This window comes from Bacillales bacterium (genome assembly GCA_035700025.1).
In the GTDB taxonomy this organism is placed as follows: Bacteria; Bacillota; Bacilli; order Bacillales; family DASSOY01; genus DASSOY01.
Map to the genome: position 1 here is coordinate 18,177 of DASSOY010000076.1, position 22,179 is coordinate 40,355.

Genomic DNA, 22,179 nt, shown 5'->3' on the forward strand with positions numbered 1-22,179 from the left:
GATGAAAACCAATTGCAGAAAGGTGATGGGAAATGGCCACCATTGGCGTGGAAGAATCGTTGACGGACGTTCGCGAGGCGTTGGCGGACAGAGGCTATGAAATCGTTGAGTTAAAGACGGAAAACGATGCGAAAGGCTGCGATTGTTGCGTCGTTACCGGGCAAGACGTAAATGTCATGGGCATTCAAAACGTCGTAACCGAAGGATCGGTGATCGACGCTCGCGGAATGAATGCCGAAGAAATATGCCGGCGCATCGACAACCGGTTGAAATAACGAGGAGGGACAGCATAGCGGCTGTTCCTTTTTTGCTTGCCTCGTGTTATCATCCTCGAATAAGGGTATACATAGAAAACGAATGTTTTCGTTAAGGAGGTGGAACCCCCGCGCGGGGAACAGCGTTGACTTCCATTCATCTCGTTGTATTTTTCATATTGCTCGTTTTGACGGCGTTTTTCGTCATCTCCGAGTTTTCCATCGTCAGGGTTCGCCGCGCCCGCGTCGAATATTTGAGTTCGACGAATCAAAAGCGGGCGTCCGCCTTGAAACAGGTCGTCGAAGATTTGAATACGTATTTGTCCGCCTGCCAGCTCGGTATCACGTTGACGGCATTGGCGATGGGGTGGATTGGCGAACCGGCCATTGGCGAATTGTTTCATTCCGCGTTCGGTGTGTTCGAACTTCCGGCGATGTTGGAACGTTCGCTTGCTTCGATCGTTGCTTTTCTTATTATTACTTACATAAATGTCGTCTTTGGAGAACTCGCTCCGAAGACGCTTGCCATTCAAAAAACGGAAACGCTCGCGTTATTAGTGGCGAGGCCGCTGCTCTTTTTTCATAAATTGTCGTTTCCGTTCATTTGGCTGTTAAACTCGAGTTCGAACATTGTATCTCGCGTTTTCGGCGTCGACCCGGATGCGAAAGACGAAATTGCCCACTCCGAAGAAGAACTGCGCTATATTTTGTCAGAAAGCTATCGTGAGGGTGAAATCAATCAGTCAGAATACCGGTTCGTGAACAAAATTTTCGAATTTGACGACCGTATGGCGAGGGAAATTATGATTCCGCGCACGGAGATGACGGTTGTCTATAAAAACGAGCCTTTCAATCAAAATCTCGAAGTCATGCGCAACCATAAATTTACGCGCTATCCTGTCGCCGAAAAAGACAAAGACAGCATTGTGGGCTTGATCAACATGAAGGAACTGGTGACGGAAAACTTGGACGAAGAGATCGATCTTACCCGGTTTCTCCGGCCGACGATCACTGTACTTGAGACGATGAAAATCAAGCAGCTGCTGTTTAAAATGCAGAAAGAACGCATACACATGGCAATCTTGGTCGATGAATACGGCGGGACGGCGGGACTTGTTACGGTCGAAGACATACTTGAGGAAATTGTCGGCGAAATCCGTGATGAATTCGACGATGACGAAAAACCGATGATCCAGCAAAAAGGGGAGGACCGGACAATTATTGACGGTAAGGTGCTGATTACGGAAATCAATGCGCTTTTCGGTTTGGAAATCGATCATTCCGAAATTGATACGATCGGCGGATGGATGTTGTCGCAAACGACGCGGATCGAACCTGGAACAATCGTTACATACGATTCTTACAAGTTTCAGATTACGGACGTTGAGGGCTATCAAGTGAAGCAAATCGAAGTATCGCCGAAATAAAAACCGGACCTTAAGCGGTCCGGTTTTTGAGCATTATGCTTCTTTTTTCACATGTACTTGGTGAGGATACGGAATTTCAATACCGTTTTCGTCAAAGGCTTCTTTGATCGCTTTCAATAATTTGCGTTGAACCGCGTATTGTTCACCGTTCTTCGTTTGGGCAATCACGCGGATGACGACGTCCGAGGAGCCGAGTGTTTGAACGCCGAGTACGTTCGGTCCCTCAACGATCGTTTCGTCTTCGGCGGTGATTTGCTCGCAAACAGTTTGCAACACTTCGATCGCCCGATCAATGTTGTCGTCATAGGAGATGCCGATGTCGACCATCGCCCGCATGTTGCCGCGGGAAAGGTTGCTCACCGTCGTAATCGAGCGGTTTGGGATGAAGTGAAGTGTCCCGTCGAATCCGCGAAGTTGGGTCGTGCGGATGCCGACAGCTTCAACAACGCCGGTAAAACCGGAAGCCGTAACGACATCACCGACATCGAGCCATTTTTCCGCCAGGAGGAAGAAGCCAGTCACTACGTCGCTGACAAGTCCTTGAGCCCCAAAACCTACGGCCAAACCGACGATGCCTGCTCCGGCAATCAGTCCGCCGATCGGTAAGCCGAAAATCCCGAAAACGGCGACGATGACAAGAAAAACGAGAACATAAACGAACACGGCCAGCAACAATCTTTCCAGCGTGATCGCTCGTCCTTCTGAAATTTTCTCTTTCTTCGTCATTTGTAAGAACGTTCTTGAGATCAGTTTCTTTCCGATCGCTTTCGCGATCCAATAGCCGATCCAAATCGCTATCAATTGCAATCCAATGATCACGGTTGTCTTGATGATGTCTGCCCAATCCAAATGGTTCAACCAATCTTGCATGCGTATAATTCCCCTTTCCAGATCTGTAAGTTATTATACCCGATGCGAACGCTGTCGAAAACTGCGATGCTCGAAAAGGAGGAACGAGCATATGATTGGTTTATTTATGTCGCTTTCGGGTAAGATTAAAAAAGAAAAAGGTTCTTTGTTTAATTTAGATTTATTATCATTTGATATTGACTCAAATGTAATCTTGTATTATAATGGCTACCGGTAACGAAAGGATCCCGTTTCAGGGGAAATACATATATGGAGGGATTTCAAATGCCAGAACGCATGGTTGGAAAACAAGCTCCGCGTTTTGAAATGGATGCGGTGCTGCCGAATAAGGAATTTGGAAAAGTCAGCTTGGAAGAGAACATGAAAAACGACAAATGGACCGTGCTTTTTTTCTACCCGATGGACTTCACATTTGTTTGCCCGACAGAAATTACGGCACTCAGTGACCGATACGAAGAATTTGAAGATCTTGACGCCGAAGTGATCGGCGTTTCGACCGACACGGTTCACACTCACTTGGCTTGGATCAACACTTCGAGAGATGACAACGGTTTGGGACAGCTGAATTATCCTCTCGCCGCCGATCACAACCAAAAGGTTTCAAGAGAATACGGCGTGCTCATCGAGGAAGAAGGTGTCGCTTTACGCGGATTGTACATTATTAATCCAGAAGGCGAACTTCAATATTCCGTCGTTAACCACAACAACATCGGCCGCGATGTCGATGAAACGTTGCGCGTTTTGCAGGCTCTGCAAACCGGCGGACTTTGCCCGGCGAACTGGAAACCGGGACAAGAAACGCTGTCCGTTTAATCCATCATTTTTCGAAAAAGGTCTAACCTCGTGTTAGGCCTTTTTTTGTTTTCACCGGTCGATTGGCACCAAAAGTGAAGAACGGTGCAAGTTTTTTGATAAGGGCTTACAACGTGATGATTTTGAAGAGAAAAAATTGTGGTAATTTATTTCGGTTTCCGATATATTAATAGTTACTGTGTCGTGATGGAACGATTTCTCAGTATAAAAAGGTGGTGGGAGTTTTTTGGAGACATTTAAGCGATTGAAACAGTATTATTTGCCTTACAAACGGTATTTTTTCGGATCGATGTTTTTTCTGATGATCGTAACCGCGATTACGGTTCTTTATCCGGTCGTCTTGCAATTGGCCATCGACAAAGGAATTAAGGCCGATCATTACGAGTGGATTCCGTATCTCGCAATTGGTTTCGTCGTCATCATGATGTTAAAAGGGTTTACGGCTTATTTGCAATCATATTGGGTGAACTTGTTCAGCATCGGTGCCATCTATGAATTACGTCAAGGATTATATAAAAAATTGCAGTATTTGCCGTTTCGTTTTTACGACAACGCCCATACCGGTGATTTAATGTCGCGTTTGACGGCGGACGTGATGGGCTTCGGCAACTTTCTCGCATTCGGATTTTCACAATTGTTTCGTTTTGTCTTAATGGTAGGTTTCAGTCTCGTTATCATGTTTTCTTACTCTTGGGAATTGGCATTGATCACGTTGCTCATGACGCCCTTTTTGGCGGTGACTGTTTACCAGTTTGACAAAAGGGTTCATCCAGCATTTCGCAAAGTGAGACGTTCGCTGGCGAGCTTGAACACCCGGGTGCAAGAGAACGTGAGCGGTGTGAACACTGTAAAAGCACTTTCGCAAGAAGATTTTGAGATCGAAAGGTTCGGCAGTCAAAACTACCGTTATAAAGAAAATTATTTGTTCACTTCGGGATTGTGGGCTAAATATTTTCCGTTTATGGAATTGATCGGTGATTTGACAGTCGTGTTGTTGCTCGGTTTCGGCGGCTGGCAAGTGGCGCACGGCACTTTGAGTCCAGGCGCGCTTGTCGCCTTCTTCAGCCTCGTTTGGTACATCATGGATCCGGTGATTGAACTTGGATTTATCATCAACGCATATTCTCAAGCGAAGGCATCGGGCGAACGATTGTTGGAAATCTTGGATGAACCGGAAGACATTCAAACGTTGCCGCAGGCGATTAAGAAAGAACGTCTCGACGGGCGAGTCACGTTTGATCATGTCAGTTTGCAATACCCGAACGAAAATACGTACGCCTTGAAAGACGTTGATTTCGAAGCGAAACCGGGGCAAGTCATCGGATTGATGGGAGCGACCGGAGCAGGGAAGTCAACGATCACGCAGTTGATTGCAAGATTTTACGAAGCGACCGAAGGGAAAGTTTTGATTGACGGGAAAGATATTCGAGACCATTCTTTAAAAACGTTAAGGGAAAATCTCGGATTCGTTTTGCAAGAGACATTCTTGTTCTCGACGAGCATCCGAGACAATATCGCTTACGGCGATCCGGGCGCGTCGATGGAAAGAATTATTGATGCGGCCAAAAGGGCACAAGCGCACGAATTCATCACCTCGTTTCCGAAAGGATACGATACAATGCTCGGCGAACGGGGCATGGGCCTTTCCGGGGGGCAGAAACAGCGGATTGCAATCGCTCGCGCGTTGCTCGTCAATCCAAGTATTTTAATTTTGGATGATGCCACAAGTGCGGTCGACATGCAGACCGAATTTAAAATCCAGCGTGCTTTCCGGGAACTGATGCGCGGCAGAACGACATTCATTATCGCGCACCGAATTTCTTCCGTGCAGCATGCCGACGAAATTCTTGTCCTTGAAGACGGCACAATCGCCGAACGAGGAACCCATGAACAATTGTTGCAAAACGAAGGGTTGTACAAACGAATTTACGATATTCAATATCGCGACCGGCAAGACGTCATGCAGAATCAACGCGTCAACCAGCAGCGGTAAGGGGAGTGCCGGGTGGGTTTCAGCCCGGCGGACGGCGTCGGGACAGCCGGAGGCATCATTGCATTCCTGATCATTCGGTTGCCCCCTTCGCTGTGACGATCACCTTTCAAGAGTCGCGAATCATTAAGTAGGAGGCGGGTGTATGGCCAAATCAAATCAGATTCACAAACGCTTTTATTATAAACAAGATCAAGTGATCGAGAAACCGTTCAACTGGCAGCAAATGGGGCGGTTGCTCAGCTACATGAAACCTTACGCAAAGTCGATGCTGCCAAAATCGATTATCGCCTTGCTTGTCGCAACGGCGGTGCGGCTTTTTGTGCCGATCATTATCGGGGTGTACGCTTTCGATCATGCGCTGGCCAACGACGACTATCGATTGCTTGCATTCCTCGTTGCGGTGACGACGGCGATGTACATCGTCAACTTGTTCGCCAACCGGTTCCGGATTTTATGGACGAACCAGATCGGGCAATACGTGATCCATGATTTGCGCAAACATTTGTTCAATCATGTCCAATACTTATCCCACCGATTTTTTGATTCCCGATCCGCGGGATCGATTCTCGTGCGGATCATTAACGATGTCAATTCGCTGCAAGAATTGTTTACGAACGGGATTATCAATTTGTTGATGGACGTCGTCATGCTCGGCGGAATCGTGGTCATCTTGTTTGTGCTCAGCCCGAAATTGGCGATTGCCGTAATGATCATCATGCCGATCATGTTTTTCATTTCCACGAAACTGCGAAGGCAAATTCGCCGCGCCTGGCAAGATGTGCGCATCAAACGGGCAAAGGTTAACTCGCACTTGAACGAGTGCATTCAAGGGATTCGAGTCACGCAATCGTTCACGCAGGAAAAAGAAAACATGGAGTTTTTCACACATTTGAACACGGAGAATCGCGAAAGCTGGAGAAAAGCAACGCGCATGAACGCGGTTTTCCGCCCTTTCGTCGAGATGTCCAACGCCATCGGATCAGCCATCCTCGTTTGGTACGGGGCGCATTTGATCCAACAAGGCGATATCGGAATCGGCGTGTTCGTTTCGTTCGCTTTTTACATCGGCATGTTTTGGGAACCGATTTCCCGGCTGGGGCAAATGTACAATCAATTGCTCGTTGCAATGGCTTCATCTGAACGCATCTTCGAGTTTCTTGATGAAAAACCGAACGTGAAACAAGTCGAGGATCCTTTGTTGCTGGACAATGTGAAAGGCCACATTTCCTTCAACAACGTCGAATTCACGTATGACGATGAACGAATGGCGCTCAACGGCATCAATCTGGAAATGAAAGCCGGTGAACGAGTGGCGCTCGTCGGCCATACCGGTTCTGGAAAGTCGACGATTGCTAACTTGATCGGACGTTTCTACGATCCGACAGCAGGCAGCATTACGCTGGACGGCCGTGATTTACGGGACTATGAGCTTGAGGATCTCCGGAAAAATGTCAGCACCGTATTGCAAGATACGTTCATCTTCTCAGGATCAATCATGGATAACATCCGGTTCGGGCGTCCGGACGCAACGGATGAAGAAGTGATCGCAGCCGCGGAAGCGATCGGCGCTGACGGGTTCATCCGCAACTTGAGCAACGGTTTTCATACGGAAGTAGAAGAGCGCGGGAACGTGTTGTCGGTTGGTGAAAGGCAATTGTTGTCTTTTGCACGCGCGCTGCTGGCCGATCCGAAAATTTTAATTCTCGATGAAGCGACGGCATCGATTGATACGGAAACAGAAATCATTATTCAAAAAGCGATGGAGAAATTGCTTAAAGGAAGAACGTCGGTGTTGATCGCCCACAGACTTTCAACGATTCGCGACGCGGATAAAATTGTCGTGCTGGAACACGGAAACATTCTTGAGACGGGCACCCATGATGAATTGATGAAACAAGGCGGGAAGTATTACGAGCTTGTCGTCAGCCAATTTCAAATGATGGACGTCAGTTGATTCAAACCCCTCTTCGCGTACGAGCGAAGGGGGGTTTCTTCCTTGACGGTGTTCTCGCATAAGGATATGATAGAAACGAATTGCATATTGTCGATTAAGAAAATCGGGTTGACTCGTTTCAGCAGCGAAACGGTCATGAAAAGGGAAGTCCGGTGAAAGTCCGGCGCGGTCCCGCCACTGTAAATGGGAGCGTTCTGAAACGCGCCACTGTCGAAAGACGGGAAGGCTTCAGAACGCGATGAACATGAGCCAGGAGACCTGCCCGTTTTTTGAGCACCGACACAGCCTACGTGGATAGGGGGGTGTAGGAAGCCGCAGGAAACCGGCTTATTGTTTTGCATGCACAGGCATCTCCTCAAGGAGATGTTTTTATTTTTTTACGAAAAGGGAGAGGTTTACGATGAAAAAATGGACGGCATTGTTCCTAATCGCACTAACACTCATAGTAACGGCTTGCAGCTCTGAATCGTCAAACCCCACGAACGCTGCTGAAAAAGAAAAACAACAGGCGCAGACGGCCGTTTCGCCGTTTCCAGTAACGGTGACCGATGCATCCGGACAAGACGTCACGATTAAGCAAAAACCGGAACGGATCGTTTCCTTGATTCCGAGCAATACGGAAATTACATATGCGCTCGGTGCCGGCGACCGGGTGGTCGGCGTTTCGAAGTTCGACAACTATCCGGCCGAAGTGAAAGCCGTTGAAAAGATCGGCGGTCAACATTTCAATGTCGAAAAAATCATTTCCTTGAAACCGGATGTAGTGCTGGCTTACGAAACCCAACTCGCGAGCCATAAAGATGCATTGGATCAGCTTCGCAAGGCCGGCATTCAAGTTGTCGCCGTGAATGAATCAAGCAATTTTAAAGACGTTTATCATTCCATTACATTGATTGGGAAAGTTACGGGAACTTCCGAGAAAGCGGGTGACATCATTCGGCATATGAAAGAAACGATTGCCGGCATCAAGGCGAAGGCGTCAACCGTTTCCGACAGCGAACAAAAATCCGTGTGGGTGGAAGTCTCCCCGGCTCCAGATATATATACGACGGGTACGGGCACGTTCATGAACCAAATGCTTGAAACGATCCATGCCAAGAACATCGCCGCCGACCAAAAAGGCTGGGTCAAGTACTCGCCGGAAGCAGTCGTGAAGAAAAACCCCGACGTCATTGTGCTGACGTATGGAAATTTCGTGAAACATCCGGTTGAAAAAGTGCTTTCCCGTGAAGGCTGGCAAAAGGTTGCCGCGGTAAAAAATCATCAAGTCTATGCTGTCGACAGCGACCTCGTGTCACGGCCCGGACCGCGATTGACGAAGGGATTGGAAAAATTGGCGCAGACGGTTTATCCTAATGTTTTTCAATAATCGCTTGTTTTTTTCTTACCTGTTCGCATTATTGGTTCTGGCGGCTGCGCTCTTGCTCGGCGTTGCCGTCGGAAGCGTACCTATTCCTATTTCCGTGCTTATGAACGTTTTCACGGGTCATTCCGCCGCGGTGGATCCGGTTTACGAAAGCATCCTGTTCAACATCCGGTTTCCCCGCGTTGTCCTCGCCGGTTTCGTTGGTGCGTCACTCGCCGTTGCCGGCGCAGGCTTCCAAGGGCTTTTGAAAAATCCGCTCGCGGATCCTTACACCCTCGGCGTATCCTCGGGAGCCGCCGTCGGCGCCGTTATCGTGTTGTTTTTTCAGCTGACCATTCCGCTGCTCGGCGCGTTCACCCTTCCGCTCGTGAGTGTCGTTTTTGCGTTTGTCACACTTGTTTTCGTCCTCGCGTTTGCTCGAATCGTGAATCGCGGCATGTCGGTCGAAACGATCGTGCTGACCGGAATTATCTTCAGCTCTTTTCTCGGCTCCCTCATCTCGCTCATGATCGCGCTCACCGGCGAACAGCTTCGTTCGATCATCGGCTGGCTGCTCGGCAGCGTCGGCATGCGGGATTGGAGCTATTCATTCATGATTCTGCCGTTTTTCGTGCTCGGCTGTTTCATTCTTTTCATGAACAGCACCGAGCTGAACACGCTTACGTTCGGCGAAGAGCGTGCCCGTCATTTGGGCGTAAACGTCAGGGCGAGGAAGTTCGCTGTACTCATCGCCGCTTCGCTGCTCACCGGTGCCGCCGTGGCCGTTTCCGGCACGATTGGCTTCGTGGGACTCGTCATACCGCATCTCGTGCGGCTTGTAAGTGGATCCGACCATCGTCATTTGCTGCCGTTGTCCGTGCTCATCGGGGCTGCGTTTCTCATGATTGCCGACTTGGTCAGCCGCACAATCATCGCTCCGCTTGAACTGCCTGTCGGCGTCATCACTGCTTTGATCGGCGCGCCGGTATTTGCCTTGTTGCTGCTTAAACAGAGGAGGGGCCGCAATGCTTGAAATTCATCGATTGACCGGCGGATACCTCCACCGGGATCCCGTGATTGACGATCTTACGTTTCACGTTAAAAAAGGAGAAATGTTCGGGATATTGGGACCGAACGGAAGCGGAAAAACGACGCTGTTAAAATTGTTGACGAACGCTTTGCCCCCTTTAAAAGGGACGATTGTTTTCGATGGAAAACCGATTGAAGGGTATTCGCCCAAGCAATTGGCATGCAAAATCGCGGTTTTGCCGCAATTTGTCGATACGTCTTTTTCCTTTTCTGTGAAAGAAGTGGTAAGAATGGGGCGATATCCGCATCGCAACGGCTGGTTCGGCTCTTCAACACAAGAAGACGAGGTTCAGGTGCAACAAGCAATGAAACAAACCGGCATCGAAACTTTTGCCGATCAAGACGTCAATTCACTGAGCGGCGGGGAAAAACAACGGGTTTTTCTTGCCCAGGCACTGGCGCAGCAGCCGGAACTTTTGCTGCTTGATGAACCGACGAACCATCTGGATATCCGTCATCAGAAACAGCTGCTCGACGGATTGAGAGCGTTGGCGAAGCAGCGTCGGTTGACGGTGATCGCCGTATTTCATGATTTGAATTTGGCAGCACTGTATTGCGACCGCGTATTGTTGCTCGATCACGGCAAGAAGTCGGCACTCGCTTCCCCGAACGATGTGCTGAAAGAAGAAACCGTTCGGAACGTGTACGGCACTGATGTGCTTCGTTCTTACCATCCGGCTTTGCCGAAGCCGGTGTTGTCGATCGATCCGAAAAAACTCAAGATCGAGAAAGAACGAATTCCGGTCGCCAATTTCACAGTGACGCGATCGGATGACATGATAAAATTGGAATGCCCGGTCCCTTTCAAGACGCTTTCGTCGGCCGTTGTCGGTTCAGGTTCGGGGTGGAAGCGATGTTTCGTGAACCGTTCGGTTGCCGCGGATTATGCGGACATGCATCCGTCTGCGGAAATGAAGCACTGGTTGCTGAAGCGCGGTTTATCGCCTTCGGAATCGGTTGCGATGATGACCTCCGCCGATTTGCGCCATATGGCCGTACGCTCTTACTCCGGCGACGGTTTTTCTTTATTCTGTCTCGTGACGGCCGGGGTCGGTGACGCTGTCGACGTTTCGCAGGCATTTGAGCATCCGCTGCAGCCGTTTAAGCCCGGTACGATTAACGGGTGGATTTTCGTCGACGGCGTTTTGTCGGAGGAAGCGTTTATTCAGGCGGTGATGACGGCAACGGAGGCGAAAACGAAAGCGTTGCAGCAATTGCGCGTGTTCGATTCAGTGACGAACACGATCGCCACCGGAACGGCTACCGACAGTTTGGCCGTCGCCGCATCGCAGCGCGGAATGTCTTTCCCGTACGCAGGAACAGCGACGACGATTGGAAAAGCGATCGCGTCCGTCTTTTATGAATGTGCAGTGCAAGCAATTGAAAACAGCCGAAAGCCGTTCGAATAACCCTTGTCTCTGAAACGGAGGCAAGGTTTTTCCGTGTCGGCTGAAACTTTTGCGTATGGGTAAACGTTGATACATTATGGAGAACATAAGGGAATTAGGGAGGGGAATCATGGAAACGGTACTCGAATTGAAAGGGCTGACAAAAAGAATCGGTAAAAAGCTGATTGTTGACGACTTATCGTTTACGATTCGCAAAGGGGAAATCTTTGGGCTGCTTGGGCCGAACGGCGCAGGCAAAACGACGACGATTCGTATGATCGTCGGTTTGATTTCAAAAACGGGCGGGTCGGTGAGTGTGAACGGGATGGATACGGACACGCATAAGATCGAAGCGATGAGCGAAATGGGGGCGATCGTGGAAAATCCTGAAATGTACAAATTTCTGACCGGTTATAAAAATTTAAAGCATTTTGCTCGAATGACGAGAACGAAAATCAGCGACGAAAGAATCATGGACATCGTTCGGCTCGTCGAATTGGAAAGCGCGATTCATAAAAAAGTGAAAACGTACTCGCTCGGCATGAGACAGAGGCTCGGTGTCGCCCAAGCTGTCTTACATTCGCCTTCCTTGTTGATCTTGGACGAGCCGACGAACGGTTTGGACCCGCAAGGCATCTATGATTTTCGTGAATATTTGCGGAAATTGACGAAAGAAGGCATTTCCGTGCTCATTTCGAGCCATTTGTTGTCGGAAATGCAGCTCATGTGCGACCGGGTGGCGATCATTCAAGACGGAAGATTGATCAACGTGAGTACCGTGGCCGAATTAACGGATCATTCGACAAATACGGAAATGTTGGTTGACATTGAGGTCGATGATCCGGAACAGGCGGCGCAATCGCTGAGCGAATGGACAGGGGAATCCGAAGTGTCGGCGGCCGGGAATATAATTACGGCCGCCCTTCAAAGAGAAACGATACCGAAAGCGAATGCTGCATTAGTCAAAGCCGGAATCGCCGTATACGGCATTCGTATACGAAAGAACTCGCTCGAAGACAAATTTTTGGAAATGACGAAAGCGAGGGAAGCGAAATGAAATCGTTAGCGGCGCTTGTAGCGAACGAAAATATGAAAATTTACCGGCGTCCCCGAACGTGGATTTTGGCCGTCATTTTGCTTGTTCTGCTTGCGGCCTTTTCGGTATTTGAAATGCAAAATGCCGCCAAAGCAGGGGAAGAGGACTGGCGAGCGAATGTGCAGGCGCAGTTGGAGAATGATCGAAGGGCTTTAAAAGATATGGAAGACGCCCCGCCTGCAATTAAGGAACGATTGGCCAATGAAATTAAATTGCGGGAATACGAGCTCGAACACGACCTGAACCCATTTCGGACAAACGTGTGGACGTTTTTTTCCAACAGTACCGTGCTCATGTCGGTCGTCACCTTGTTTGTTGTCCTTGTCGGGAGCGATGTGGTGGCGAGCGAATTTACGTGGGGTTCCATTAAAATGTTGTTGATTCGTCCGTTTCGACGCTGGCAAATTTTATTGTCCAAATACGCGGCGATTTTATTGCTTTGTCTGGCGTTTTGTGCCGAACTGATAATCGCTTCATGGGTTGTCGGCGGCGTATTATTCGGTTTCGAAAGCTTCGATTACGCATCGTTGACGATATCCGGCGACGGCGAAATCGAAAAACATATCGTCAGCTTGTATGCTTTGAAAATGTTCGGCCTGCAATTGTTAAGCACGGTTTTCATCGTCACGATAGCATTTATGATTTCCACGCTGTTTCGCACCAGCGGACTGGCGATCGGCTTCAGCATCTTCCTTTTATTCTCGATGAATGTATTGACGACCTTTTTGTCTCGCTACGATTGGGCGAAGTATACGTTATTCCCGAACTTGTATTTATCGTATTACGGGAATCATACAGAAGGCGTAATTGAAGGGATGACTTTGTCTTTTTCGATTGCCGCAGATCTTATGTACACGGCTGCTTTCTTGCTGATCACATGGTGGGTATTTAACAAACGCGATATTGCTTCGTAATGAGCGGTCTGCGAGTGGTTTATGATATGATGAAAGCATTAGAACCATTATGCAAAGTCGCGGAGGAATGGCAGTGAAGAAACAATTTGCGGTAATCGGCCTCGGCCGGTTCGGTGGAAGCATATGCAAAACGTTGTCAGATCAAGGGCTTGAAGTGTTAGCGATTGATTTGGACGAAGATCGGGTTAACGAATTTTCATCGATCGCTACCCATGCCGTCATCGCCGATACGACGGATGAAGCGGCCTTGAAAAGCCTCGGCATCCGCAATTTCGATCACGTGATCGTGGCGATCGGCGACAACATTCAGGCGAGTATTTTGACGACTTTGATTCTCGAAGAATTGGGTGTCAATCATATTACTGTAAAAGCACAAAACGATTATCACGAAAAAGTGCTTCGCAAAATCGGCGCCGACCAAATTGTCCATCCGGAACGAGACATGGGGGTTCGAATCGCACATCATATCACCTCAAACAGTGTGCTCGATTATTTGGAGCTTTCCGATGAACACAGCATCGTCGAAGTGATCGCCAGCAAGAAAATGGACGGGAAAACGATCATCGAACTTGATGTGCGCGCCAAATACGGCGTCAACATTGTCGCCATCAAGCGAGAAGGGGAGATCAATGTATCGCCTTCGCCGAATCAAGTGATCCATCGCGGCGACATTTTGATCGTTATCGGCGCGGACGAAGACATTAATCGTTTGGAAAAACAACTGCTTGATGGTGACTAACTCGAACATAAAAAACCGCCGCCTGATTTTCAGGCGGCGGTTTCACGCATTTCCGGGGGCTCGGCTATACTTCCATGATGATCGGCAGAATCATCGGACGCCGTTTTGTTTTCTCGTACAAGAATGGTGCGAGAATGTCGGAAATTTCCGTTTTGATTTCCGACCATTGTGTCGTTTTCCGTTGCATGACGGTATTTAAATGCTCGGCCAACAATACTTGGGCGTCGTTGATCAAGTCACCCGATTCCCGCATGTAAACGAATCCTCTCGAGATCAAATCAGGGCCGGAGACGATCCGGTGTTCTTTCATATTGATGCTGACGACGACGACGACAAGCCCTTCTTCAGACAAAATTCTTCGATCGCGCAAAACAATGTTGCCGATGTCGCCGATACCGCTGCCGTCCACATAGACGGATCCGGACGGTACTTTTCCGGCGAGGGCTGCTTCGTTCTCGTCGAGTGCGAGTACGTCGCCGTTATCCATGATAAAGCAATGGTCTTCCGGTATGCCGCAATCCTTCGCCAGTTTCACGTGCGTCTTCAACATGCGAAATTCCCCGTGAATCGGCATGAAAAATTTCGGATTTAGTAACCGCAACATTAACTTTTGTTCTTGTTGGCCGCCGTGGCCGGACGTATGAATGTCGTCCAACGTGCTTTGGATGACATCGGCGCCGGCTCGCACCAGCTGATTGATCGTTTTGTTGATGCTAACCGCATTGCCCGGAATTGCCGAAGATGAAAACACGACAGTGTCATCGGGAATGATTTGAATTTGCCGGTGCGTACCGTTGGCGATTCTGGACAAGGCGGCCATCGGCTCGCCTTGGCTGCCGGTGCAAAGAATCGTTACTTGGTCGGCCGGCAATTTGTTCAATTGATTGGCGTCGATGAACGTATTTTTCGGGGCGCGGATGTAACCGAGCTCCTGTCCGATGCGAATCGAAGCCTCCATGCTTCGGCCGAATACGGCGACTTTGCGTTTGTTTTGCACGGCAGCTTCAACAACTTGCTGCAAGCGGTGAATGTTTGACGCAAACGTTGCAAAAATGATGCGTCCGTTCACCTTGCGGAAAATATCTGCGATGTTTTCGCCGACCTTTCGTTCTGACATCGTAAAGTCGGGCACTTCCGCATTCGTGCTGTCCGACAGCAAACAAATGACGCCTTCTTTGCCGATTTCCGCCATTTTCGTTAAATTCGCCGGTTCACCGACAGGGGTGAAATCAAATTTAAAGTCTCCTGTATGGACAATGTTGCCCGGAGGTGTTTTGACGACGATTCCGTATGAATCCGGAATGCTGTGCGTCGTCCGGAAAAAGGTCACGGCGGTTTTATTGAACTTGATGACATCGTCCTCGTTAATTTCGATCATCTTCGTGCGGCGCAAAAGCTTATGTTCCTCAAGCTTGTTGCGGAGAAGGCCGAGTGCGAGCTTGCCTCCGTAAATCGGAATGTTGACTGCACGCAGCAAATAGGGAATCCCGCCGATGTGATCTTCGTGTCCGTGTGTAAGGAACAACCCTTTAATCTTATCGCGATTTTTCTCTAAATACGTGTAATCGGGTATGACATAGTCGATTCCCAAAAGTTCGTCTTCTGGAAACTTGATGCCGGCGTCAATCAGGATAATTTCGTCCTGAAATTGAACGGCATACGTATTTTTCCCGATTTCCCCAAGCCCGCCAAGGGCGAAAATCGAGGTTTGGTGATTTTTCACTTTCAATATCATCTCTCCACTTCGAATTGTTCTGACTGTTGTTCAAACTCCAAGTGCGTTCCGTCAAGTGCTTGAATAAATTCAATGTTGTAACGGCGGTCCGCCAACTTTTGGCGAACTTCACGCACGGATTCCGCTTCGACGTACAAGCTGTTCGTACGTTCACGAACCGGAGGAATCGCTTGGTCTTTCTGATAAAGCACTTTGTAAATCATTGTAAAACCTCTCTTAACCCATTGCTGAATTTCTAATTTAACTTGTCCCTCCAACGTCCGAATTTGTTCGTGAAAAAGCAGCGTGGTCACCGTCGCGTTCAGGCATTCTGCCGATGCCGGAACATCCCCACGCAAATTTGGCTCAATCATTTAAGCCGCCGGACAATGCGATCTATTTTCTATTATAAAGGAAATCGCTATGATTTTCATGTTTTGGAGAGAAATTTATTGCGAAAGCCCTCCTTGGCGGGCCAGGGAGGGCTGCGGGCAGGCAAATTTAAAATTGCGCAATCCGGTTTTTCGCGAGCAAATCACGCCAACGTCGAACTATTTTTTCTTTGACGCGTTTGAGCATGTTTGTCACTCCTTTGTTCCGGGTTTTTGGTTATTATTATGTACAGGACGGCGTCAATTTTTCGTGGAAATGGCTGCCATTCGCGCCGCAGTTCGAAGCTTCCGCAATTGTATTTTGCACATCGCGCTTTTATAATGATGGCATTGTTCATGCGCTGCCCGATTTTCGGCTGCGCCTGATGTTTTGTCAAGGTATAATGATTTTGTCGGCCGAAAGGGAATCGATAAAGCAAGTTACGTTGTTGGAAAGAAGGGCTGGAATGAAACTGTACGCTGCATTAGTCGGTTTGAGTATCATTTGGGGCATGTCTTTTTTGTTCATTAAAATTTTAACCAGTTACACAGGAGCGTGGGAAATTGTCTTTCTTCGCTGTTCGTTCGGGGCGATTCCGTTGTATGCTGTGATAGTATTCAATATCCGCCGATTGAAGCTGTCCCGATTGCCGTGGAAGCCGCTCGTCATCGTCGGCCTGATGAACGCTGCCATTCCGTGGACATTGATCGCGCTCAGCGAAACGACGATTCGGAGCAGCACGGCGTCAATCTTGAATGCGACGACGCCGATCTGGACAAGTGTCGTCGGCTTCGCCTTGTTTTCGGTCCGGTTGTCGTTGAAACAATGGGTCGGCATTTTCGTCGGTTTTGTCGGTATTTTATTGTTGATGAATTTCGACATCACCGATTTGCTCGGCGATGATTTCGTCGGCATTGGGACGATGGTATTGGCGTCGCTCTGTTACGGGTTTGCGTCCCAATTTACGAAACGGTTTCTATCCGGTGTTCCAGTGTTAGTTATCGCCGCAGGAACGTTGACGGTCGGGATGATCGTGTCGGCGGCGGCGACATTTGCTGCGAATGGGTTTTCGTATGATGTGTTTACGGCTTGGCCGCCGGCGGCGGCCGCGGTTGGACTCGGCGTGTTCGGTTCGGGGGTGGCTTATTTGTTGTTCTTTTTCATGGTGCAACAAGGAAGCGCCGAATTCGCCACTTACGTGACGTATTTGGTTCCTGTCACAGCGATGTTTTGGGGATGGTGGCTGCTGGATGAGCCGCTTTCCGCGAACTTGATTGCCGGACTGTTACTCATTTTCGCCGGTGTCTATTTGTCAGGAAAAAGAAACAACCGCAAGGATTCGCAAAACGAAGCCCAACAGACGGCTGCTTATCGATAGGGGGAGAAACCTTTGCCGAAAAAGATGGTTTTTTTCGATTTGGACGGCACATTGCTTGATAAAGAAAAACAGTTGGTCCGCTCGGCGGCGGAAGCGGTGCGCACGTTAAACGAAAAAGGGATTCCCGTCGCAATTGCTACCGGTCGCGCGCCGTTCATGTTCACTATGCTTCGCCGTCAACTTAGGATCGACAGTTATGTCAGCTTCAACGGGCAGTTCGTCGTGTCTGCTGGCGAAGTCGTGTTGTCAAACCCGTTGCAGCGCGAGCGATTGCTTGCGTTAGAACGGAAAGCGGCTGCAAACGGCCATCCGATGGTGTTTCTCGACGACCAAACGATGAAGGCGAATCATCCCGGCCATCCGCACATTCAAGAAAGCCTCGCCGAGTTGCGGTTTACTTATCCAGAAGTGGACGAAACTTATCCGCAACTTGCCGACGTGTATCAAGCATTGCTGTTTTGTACGGAGGAACAGGAACCGTCGTATAGAGAGGGCGATCAGGCGCTTGATTTCATTCGTTGGCACCGTTATTCACTTGATGTGATTCCGGCGGGGGGTTCAAAAGCCAAAGGCATCGAGGCATTGCTTAAACGATTCGAAGTCGATCAAGCGGACGTTATCGCGTTCGGAGACGGTCTTAATGATATCGAAATGCTTCGTTTTGCCGGCATCGGCGTTGCGATGGGAAATGCACAGCCGGAAACGAAAGCCGCCGCCGATTTCGTAACGAAAACCGTCGATGAAGATGGAATCGTTTACGGGTTGAAACAGTTGGCTTTGTTATGAATCGGCTGCGGGAGCGCACGAAGACGACGGGCTAACGTCCGACTGGCCGGCTGTTTTCCGGTGCTTGATTCGGGTTTTGTTTGTCGATTCGATCGTAGAACATGATGCCGTTCAAATGATCGATCTCATGTTGGAATGCGATCGAAGGAAGCCCGCGCAAACGAAGTTTCACGTCACCCTTATGCAAGTCGTGTCCCGTCACGGTGATTCGCGCATGACGGGGAACGAGTCCTTCCACATCGCGATCGACGGACAGGCAGCCTTCCCCGCCTTCCAAATAAGATTTCTCGACGGAATGGCTGATCATTTTCGGATTGAACAACGCATAACTGTATAATTTATCGTTTTCGTCGGTCAGGTGAAGGGCGATCATCCTTTTGCCGATCGCAATTTGCGGCGCTGCCAAGCCGATGCCCGGGCGAAGCTCGTACTTTTCGGCGATTTCTGGATCTTGGCTGTTTTTCAAAAACTGCAGCATTTCCGCCAGCGTTTCTTTTTCTTCTTCTGTCGGCGGCATCGTTACTTCCTGCGCCGTTTGCCGCAACATCGGATGACCTTCCCTAATGATGTCTTTCATCGTCAACATCTTTCAACACTCCTATCAAGGCAAGCACATAAACTCCGTTATTCTTACATATATAGTTTACCATACGGTTTTTTATGTAGCATCTGAGGAGACGGGAAAGAAAGCGAAAAAAACGGAAGCCGGGCTCCCGTTTTCGCTTCTGTTAATAAACGCGTACCGCGCCGATAATAATAAGAAGAATGAACAACACGACGATTAACGCGAACGGGTTTTGGCCATGCACCGCGGGTGCTGCCGCAACTCCTTTACCACACGGCAAGGCGGCACCTGCTGCGTACGGGTATCCGGCGAACGGCATGCCTGCATAAGGAAAGGCGCCGTACGTTTGCGGTCCGAATACGGCGGGAGTTGCAGGGGATACCCCGTACATCATGGCCGGACTGATCATTTGTCCGTGCGATTCGGGTCCGGCAAACTGCGGACCGTATGGCGAACCAGCCGAGAATCCAGCACCTGCCGTTTGCGGTCCGAACGATTCCGGGCTTACGAATTGCGGATTTCCATAGTTTGGAGCTTTACTGCCCATAAATAAACAACCTCCTTGTTGAATATACATTAACCTATGCCCTGGGATAGCCGCCGGTATGGACCATTGCCCAAAACGAGAAAATCCATCGTTTTTTTGAGGCGGAAAGTTGCGTCCAAGGGAAGTTCAACAAGTAAAAATAGGCAGTTGCCAACGTCAGGAAAACCTTATATGATTGAATCATCGTCTGTGGAAATTGTATCAAGTTTTATTTGGGGAGAGATGATCTTGTTGCGTGCGATGTTGCAGTCCATTTCCGTAATTGCCGTTATTATGACAGCCTTGTCCGGCTGTATGTTTGGTCCGGGAACCGGGGAAAAAGTGTATGAGCTGTTGGAGAAATCGGCAAAAACGGAACAAACTTTCGTGAAACTCCAACAACAGCTGACGGACAAGGAAACGAAAGAAGAACAGTTATATGAGAAGATCATCAACCTTGATATGAATCACTTCGAACAAATGGTGTCCATGTCGAAGGAAGCGAAACAACTCGCCGCGGATCGTGAAAATCTCATCAAGCAGGAGAGAGATGTGATCGACAAGGCGTACGAGCAATTTCGCGAGATCGTTCCGCTTGTGAAAAATGCGAAAGACGAACAATTGAAGGCAAAAGGTGAAGCGATGATCGAAACGATGCAGCACCGCCACGATGCGTTTTCGGATTTGACGGAAATCTACTTGCGTTCCGTGAAACTGGACCGCGAGCTTTACGACATGCTGCAAAAGAAGGAAACAGAGCAGAGCGCCCTCAAAAAACAAGTGGCTGAAATTAATGAAGCGTATAAACAAATCTTGAGCAAAAACAAAGATTTTAATGCCTATACAAAAAAATACAACAAGTTGAAAAAAGCCTTTTATGAACAGGCTGGTCTCGACGTGAAATATGAGCAAGGCGAATGAAAAGGACGTGAGCAAGCGACGTTCTTTTTTTGTGCCATAAAAGTAATACAGAATTCATTATTGTATTATAACAGTTTTGAAAAATTGACGAATCTGGACAGGACGACGATAAAACTTCAATTGATTGACCAATCCATCGTGTCTCATGTAAACTAAGTACAGTCCGATTGTATCAGTGAACGATGAGAACATGAGTAGCACAGTTTCTTGCAGGCGTTTGCACGATTATACGATTTCTTGGACGGGAAAAGCTATAACGAGAACAATGGCAGTGGCAACAAGCGGAGTACATAAATTGAAAGGAAGGGTGAACATTTTGAGTACAAAACCATTGGAAAAAGCGGAGGAACAATTTGAGATGTTCCAAATTCTCTCCCCGGACGGCGAGGTAGTCAACAAAGACGAAATGCCCGAATTGTCGGACGATGAATTGAAAGAACTGATGCATCGCATGGTGTATACGCGCATTTGGGATCAACGCGCGGTGTCCTTGAACCGTCAAGGCCGCCTCGGTTTTTATGCGCCCGTGGCCGGACAGGAAGCATCAATGCTCGGAAGCCAGTTCGCGCTTGACAAAGAAGACTGGCTGCTTCCGTCCTATCGCGACATTCCGCAAATCGTATGGCACGGATTGCCGTTGTCGCAAGCGTTTCTCTACTCAAAAGGCCATTTCAAGGGAGGCCAAATTCCAGAAGGCTTGAACGTCGTTATGCCGCAAATCATCATTGCCGCTCAATGCACGCAAACCGCGGGCGTTGCTTTCGGACTGAAAAAACGCGGCAAGAAGAACATCGCTGTTTGTTATTTTGGCGACGGGGCTACGTCACAAGGCGATTTTTACGAAGGGCTCAACTTCGCCGGCGCTTACCAAGCTCCTGCGCTGTTCTTTTCGCAAAACAACCAATTCGCGATTTCTGTCCCGGTTTCGGCGCAAACGGCAGCAAAAACGCTTGCGCAAAAATCGGTGGCGGCCGGCATTCGCGGTTACAGGGTAGACGGGATGGATCCGCTCGCCATGTACGCGATCACGAAGAAAGCGCGTGAAGAAATGCTCGAGGAAGGCGGTCCGACGCTTATTGAAACGATCACTTACCGATACGGTCCACACACGATGTCGGGAGACGATCCGACGCGCTATCGTTCCGAAGAATCGGAAAACGAATGGGAGAAGCGCGACCCGCTCGTCCGTTTCCGCAAATATTTGAAAGACAAAGATTTGTGGTCGGATGAACAGGAAGAAGAAGTGGTCGAAAAAGCGAAGAAAGAGATTAAAGAAGCGTTGAAGGAAGCGGACAGCGCACCGAAACAAAAAGTGAGCGATTTGATCAAAATCATGAACGATAAGTTGCCGAACAATCTTGAAGAGCAGCTGGAAGAATACGAAGCAAAGGAGTCGAAGTAAGCCATGGCGGAAATGACAATGATTCAAGCCATAAACGACGCGATGCGCACGGAATTGGAGCGCGATGAAAACGTGCTCGTTTTCGGCGAGGACGTCGGCGGAAATTACGGAGGCGTATTCCGGGCGACGGAAGGACTTGCCGAAAAATTCGGGGACGACCGCGTGTTCAACACCCCGCTTGCCGAATCGGGGATCGGCGGTCTCGCGCTCGGATTGACGTTTCAAGGTTACCGCCCGATCATGGAAATCCAGTTTTTCGGGTTCGTATTCGAGGCGATGGACGCGGTCGTTTCCCAGATTGCCCGTTTACGCTACCGTTCAGGCGGCCATTATGAAGCTCCCGTCGTCATTCGCGCCCCGTTCGGCGGCGGCGTGAAAACGCCTGAGCTTCACTCCGACAGTTTGGAAGGTTTGTTCGCGCAAGCTCCTGGGCTGAAAGTGGTCATTCCTTCAAGCCCTTATGACGCAAAAGGATTGCTGATTTCGGCGATCAGGGATAACGATCCGGTATTGTTCCTTGAACATATGAAACTTTACCGTTCTTTCCGGAAAGAAGTTCCGGAAGAAGAATACACGGTGGAGATCGGCAAAGCCAACGTGGTTCGCGAAGGCAGCGATGTAACCATCGTCACT

General features: G+C 49.0%; 21 protein-coding genes and 1 riboswitch. Of the genes, 16 read left to right on the plus strand and 5 right to left on the minus strand.

The genetic code is table 11. The features are described 5' to 3' along the window. Positions 1–32 precede the first annotated feature (32 nt). Both VFK44_13765 and VFK44_13770 read left to right on the plus strand, forming a co-directional pair. The gene (locus tag VFK44_13765; protein ID HET7629436.1) at positions 33–275 is read left to right on the plus strand and encodes a YkuS family protein; all 243 of its coding nucleotides are present in this window, start codon (positions 33–35) and stop codon (positions 273–275) included. 125 nt (positions 276–400) lie between these two features. After that, complete coding sequence (locus VFK44_13770; GenBank protein ID HET7629437.1) at positions 401–1,681, plus strand: hemolysin family protein; 1,281 nt, start codon at positions 401–403, stop codon at positions 1,679–1,681. Between the two features lie 33 nt (positions 1,682–1,714). On the opposite strand, the gene VFK44_13775 is transcribed toward VFK44_13770, so the two are convergent. After that, the gene (locus VFK44_13775) at positions 1,715–2,551 is read right to left on the minus strand and encodes a mechanosensitive ion channel family protein (protein HET7629438.1); all 837 of its coding nucleotides are present in this window, start codon (positions 2,549–2,551) and stop codon (positions 1,715–1,717) included. Between the two features lie 264 nt (positions 2,552–2,815). Here VFK44_13775 and VFK44_13780 point away from each other — a divergent pair, with 264 nt between their 5' ends. The 9 genes from VFK44_13780 (at position 2,816) to VFK44_13820 (ending at position 13,882) form a co-directional block, all read left to right on the plus strand. Beyond that, positions 2,816–3,364, plus strand: a complete 549-nt coding sequence (locus VFK44_13780) for a peroxiredoxin (GenBank protein HET7629439.1) — start codon at positions 2,816–2,818, stop codon at positions 3,362–3,364. Between the two features lie 226 nt (positions 3,365–3,590). Next, positions 3,591–5,357: an ABC transporter ATP-binding protein gene (locus tag VFK44_13785; GenBank protein ID HET7629440.1), complete on the plus strand. Its 1,767-nt coding sequence runs from the start codon at positions 3,591–3,593 to the stop codon at positions 5,355–5,357. A gap of 142 nt (positions 5,358–5,499) precedes the next feature. Next, positions 5,500–7,311 (plus strand): ABC transporter ATP-binding protein, encoded by a 1,812-nt coding sequence (locus VFK44_13790; protein HET7629441.1) that lies wholly within the window; start codon positions 5,500–5,502, stop codon positions 7,309–7,311. Between the two features lie 88 nt (positions 7,312–7,399). Continuing rightward, positions 7,400–7,592, plus strand: a riboswitch (cobalamin riboswitch). A gap of 119 nt (positions 7,593–7,711) precedes the next feature. Next, positions 7,712–8,680 (plus strand): ABC transporter substrate-binding protein, encoded by a 969-nt coding sequence (locus VFK44_13795; GenBank protein ID HET7629442.1) that lies wholly within the window; start codon positions 7,712–7,714, stop codon positions 8,678–8,680. Further along, on the plus strand, positions 8,667–9,689 hold the full coding sequence (locus tag VFK44_13800; protein ID HET7629443.1) for an iron ABC transporter permease: 1,023 nt from the start codon (positions 8,667–8,669) through the stop codon (positions 9,687–9,689). The genes VFK44_13795 and VFK44_13800 overlap by 14 nt, the downstream gene beginning before the upstream one ends. Next, positions 9,682–11,154, plus strand: a complete 1,473-nt coding sequence (locus VFK44_13805; protein ID HET7629444.1) for a heme ABC transporter ATP-binding protein — start codon at positions 9,682–9,684, stop codon at positions 11,152–11,154. Before VFK44_13800 ends, VFK44_13805 begins: the two co-directional genes overlap by 8 nt. A 109-nt stretch (positions 11,155–11,263) precedes the next feature. Continuing rightward, positions 11,264–12,190: an ABC transporter ATP-binding protein gene (locus VFK44_13810; GenBank protein ID HET7629445.1), complete on the plus strand. Its 927-nt coding sequence runs from the start codon at positions 11,264–11,266 to the stop codon at positions 12,188–12,190. Beyond that, positions 12,187–13,143: an ABC transporter permease gene (locus VFK44_13815; GenBank protein HET7629446.1), complete on the plus strand. Its 957-nt coding sequence runs from the start codon at positions 12,187–12,189 to the stop codon at positions 13,141–13,143. The genes VFK44_13810 and VFK44_13815 overlap by 4 nt, the downstream gene beginning before the upstream one ends. A gap of 67 nt (positions 13,144–13,210) precedes the next feature. Next, the gene (locus VFK44_13820) at positions 13,211–13,882 is read left to right on the plus strand and encodes a TrkA family potassium uptake protein (protein HET7629447.1); all 672 of its coding nucleotides are present in this window, start codon (positions 13,211–13,213) and stop codon (positions 13,880–13,882) included. Between the two features lie 64 nt (positions 13,883–13,946). Here VFK44_13820 and rnjA read toward each other — a convergent pair whose 3' ends face one another. Both rnjA and VFK44_13830 read right to left on the minus strand, forming a co-directional pair. Next, on the minus strand, positions 13,947–15,614 hold the full coding sequence (rnjA, locus tag VFK44_13825) for a ribonuclease J1 (protein ID HET7629448.1): 1,668 nt from the start codon (positions 15,612–15,614) through the stop codon (positions 13,947–13,949). Beyond that, positions 15,614–15,820, minus strand: a complete 207-nt coding sequence (locus VFK44_13830; protein HET7629449.1) for a DNA-directed RNA polymerase subunit epsilon — start codon at positions 15,818–15,820, stop codon at positions 15,614–15,616. Before VFK44_13830 ends, rnjA begins: the two co-directional genes overlap by 1 nt. Before the next feature lie 614 nt (positions 15,821–16,434). Between VFK44_13830 and VFK44_13835 the strand changes: the two genes are divergently transcribed. Continuing rightward, entirely contained in the window at positions 16,435–17,346 is a 912-nt protein-coding gene (locus VFK44_13835; protein ID HET7629450.1) for a DMT family transporter, read from the plus strand. Positions 17,347–17,358: 12 nt separating this feature from the next. After that, a complete protein-coding gene (locus VFK44_13840; protein ID HET7629451.1) occupies positions 17,359–18,132 on the plus strand; it encodes a Cof-type HAD-IIB family hydrolase in 774 nt (257 codons plus the stop codon). A gap of 31 nt (positions 18,133–18,163) precedes the next feature. Here VFK44_13840 and def read toward each other — a convergent pair whose 3' ends face one another. Then, entirely contained in the window at positions 18,164–18,718 is a 555-nt protein-coding gene (gene def / locus VFK44_13845; protein ID HET7629452.1) for a peptide deformylase, read from the minus strand. A 142-nt stretch (positions 18,719–18,860) separates the two neighbouring features. Next, positions 18,861–19,244, minus strand: a complete 384-nt coding sequence (locus VFK44_13850) for a YjcZ family sporulation protein (GenBank protein HET7629453.1) — start codon at positions 19,242–19,244, stop codon at positions 18,861–18,863. A gap of 171 nt (positions 19,245–19,415) precedes the next feature. Between VFK44_13850 and VFK44_13855 the strand changes: the two genes are divergently transcribed. From VFK44_13855 to VFK44_13865, 3 genes are all read left to right on the plus strand, one after another. Beyond that, on the plus strand, positions 19,416–20,144 hold the full coding sequence (locus VFK44_13855) for a YkyA family protein (GenBank protein ID HET7629454.1): 729 nt from the start codon (positions 19,416–19,418) through the stop codon (positions 20,142–20,144). 358 nt (positions 20,145–20,502) lie between these two features. Continuing rightward, positions 20,503–21,546 carry a pyruvate dehydrogenase (acetyl-transferring) E1 component subunit alpha gene (gene pdhA, locus VFK44_13860; protein HET7629455.1) on the plus strand — a complete coding sequence of 348 codons (1,044 nt, stop codon included), beginning with the start codon at positions 20,503–20,505 and terminating at the stop codon, positions 21,544–21,546. A gap of 3 nt (positions 21,547–21,549) precedes the next feature. Further along, positions 21,550–22,179, plus strand: a 630-nt coding sequence (locus tag VFK44_13865; protein ID HET7629456.1) for an alpha-ketoacid dehydrogenase subunit beta, incomplete at its 3' end; no start/stop codon positions are given.

Coding starts and splice junctions, on each gene's coding strand:
- VFK44_13790 (HET7629441.1), top strand. CDS start 5,500: ATGGCCAAATCAAATCAGATTCACAAACGCTTTTATTATAAACAAGAT.
- VFK44_13775 (HET7629438.1), bottom strand. CDS start 2,551: ATGCAAGATTGGTTGAACCATTTGGATTGGGCAGACATCATCAAGACA.
- pdhA (HET7629455.1), top strand. CDS start 20,503: ATGTTCCAAATTCTCTCCCCGGACGGCGAGGTAGTCAACAAAGACGAA.
- VFK44_13835 (HET7629450.1), top strand. CDS start 16,435: ATGAAACTGTACGCTGCATTAGTCGGTTTGAGTATCATTTGGGGCATG.
- VFK44_13800 (HET7629443.1), top strand. CDS start 8,667: ATGTTTTTCAATAATCGCTTGTTTTTTTCTTACCTGTTCGCATTATTG.
- VFK44_13805 (HET7629444.1), top strand. CDS start 9,682: ATGCTTGAAATTCATCGATTGACCGGCGGATACCTCCACCGGGATCCC.
- VFK44_13815 (HET7629446.1), top strand. CDS start 12,187: ATGAAATCGTTAGCGGCGCTTGTAGCGAACGAAAATATGAAAATTTAC.
- VFK44_13820 (HET7629447.1), top strand. CDS start 13,211: ATGGCAGTGAAGAAACAATTTGCGGTAATCGGCCTCGGCCGGTTCGGT.
- VFK44_13855 (HET7629454.1), top strand. CDS start 19,416: ATGATTGAATCATCGTCTGTGGAAATTGTATCAAGTTTTATTTGGGGA.
- VFK44_13795 (HET7629442.1), top strand. CDS start 7,712: ATGAAAAAATGGACGGCATTGTTCCTAATCGCACTAACACTCATAGTA.
- VFK44_13830 (HET7629449.1), bottom strand. CDS start 15,820: ATGATTTACAAAGTGCTTTATCAGAAAGACCAAGCGATTCCTCCGGTT.
- def (HET7629452.1), bottom strand. CDS start 18,718: ATGTTGACGATGAAAGACATCATTAGGGAAGGTCATCCGATGTTGCGG.
- VFK44_13810 (HET7629445.1), top strand. CDS start 11,264: ATGGAAACGGTACTCGAATTGAAAGGGCTGACAAAAAGAATCGGTAAA.
- VFK44_13780 (HET7629439.1), top strand. CDS start 2,816: ATGCCAGAACGCATGGTTGGAAAACAAGCTCCGCGTTTTGAAATGGAT.
- VFK44_13850 (HET7629453.1), bottom strand. CDS start 19,244: ATGGGCAGTAAAGCTCCAAACTATGGAAATCCGCAATTCGTAAGCCCG.
- VFK44_13765 (HET7629436.1), top strand. CDS start 33: ATGGCCACCATTGGCGTGGAAGAATCGTTGACGGACGTTCGCGAGGCG.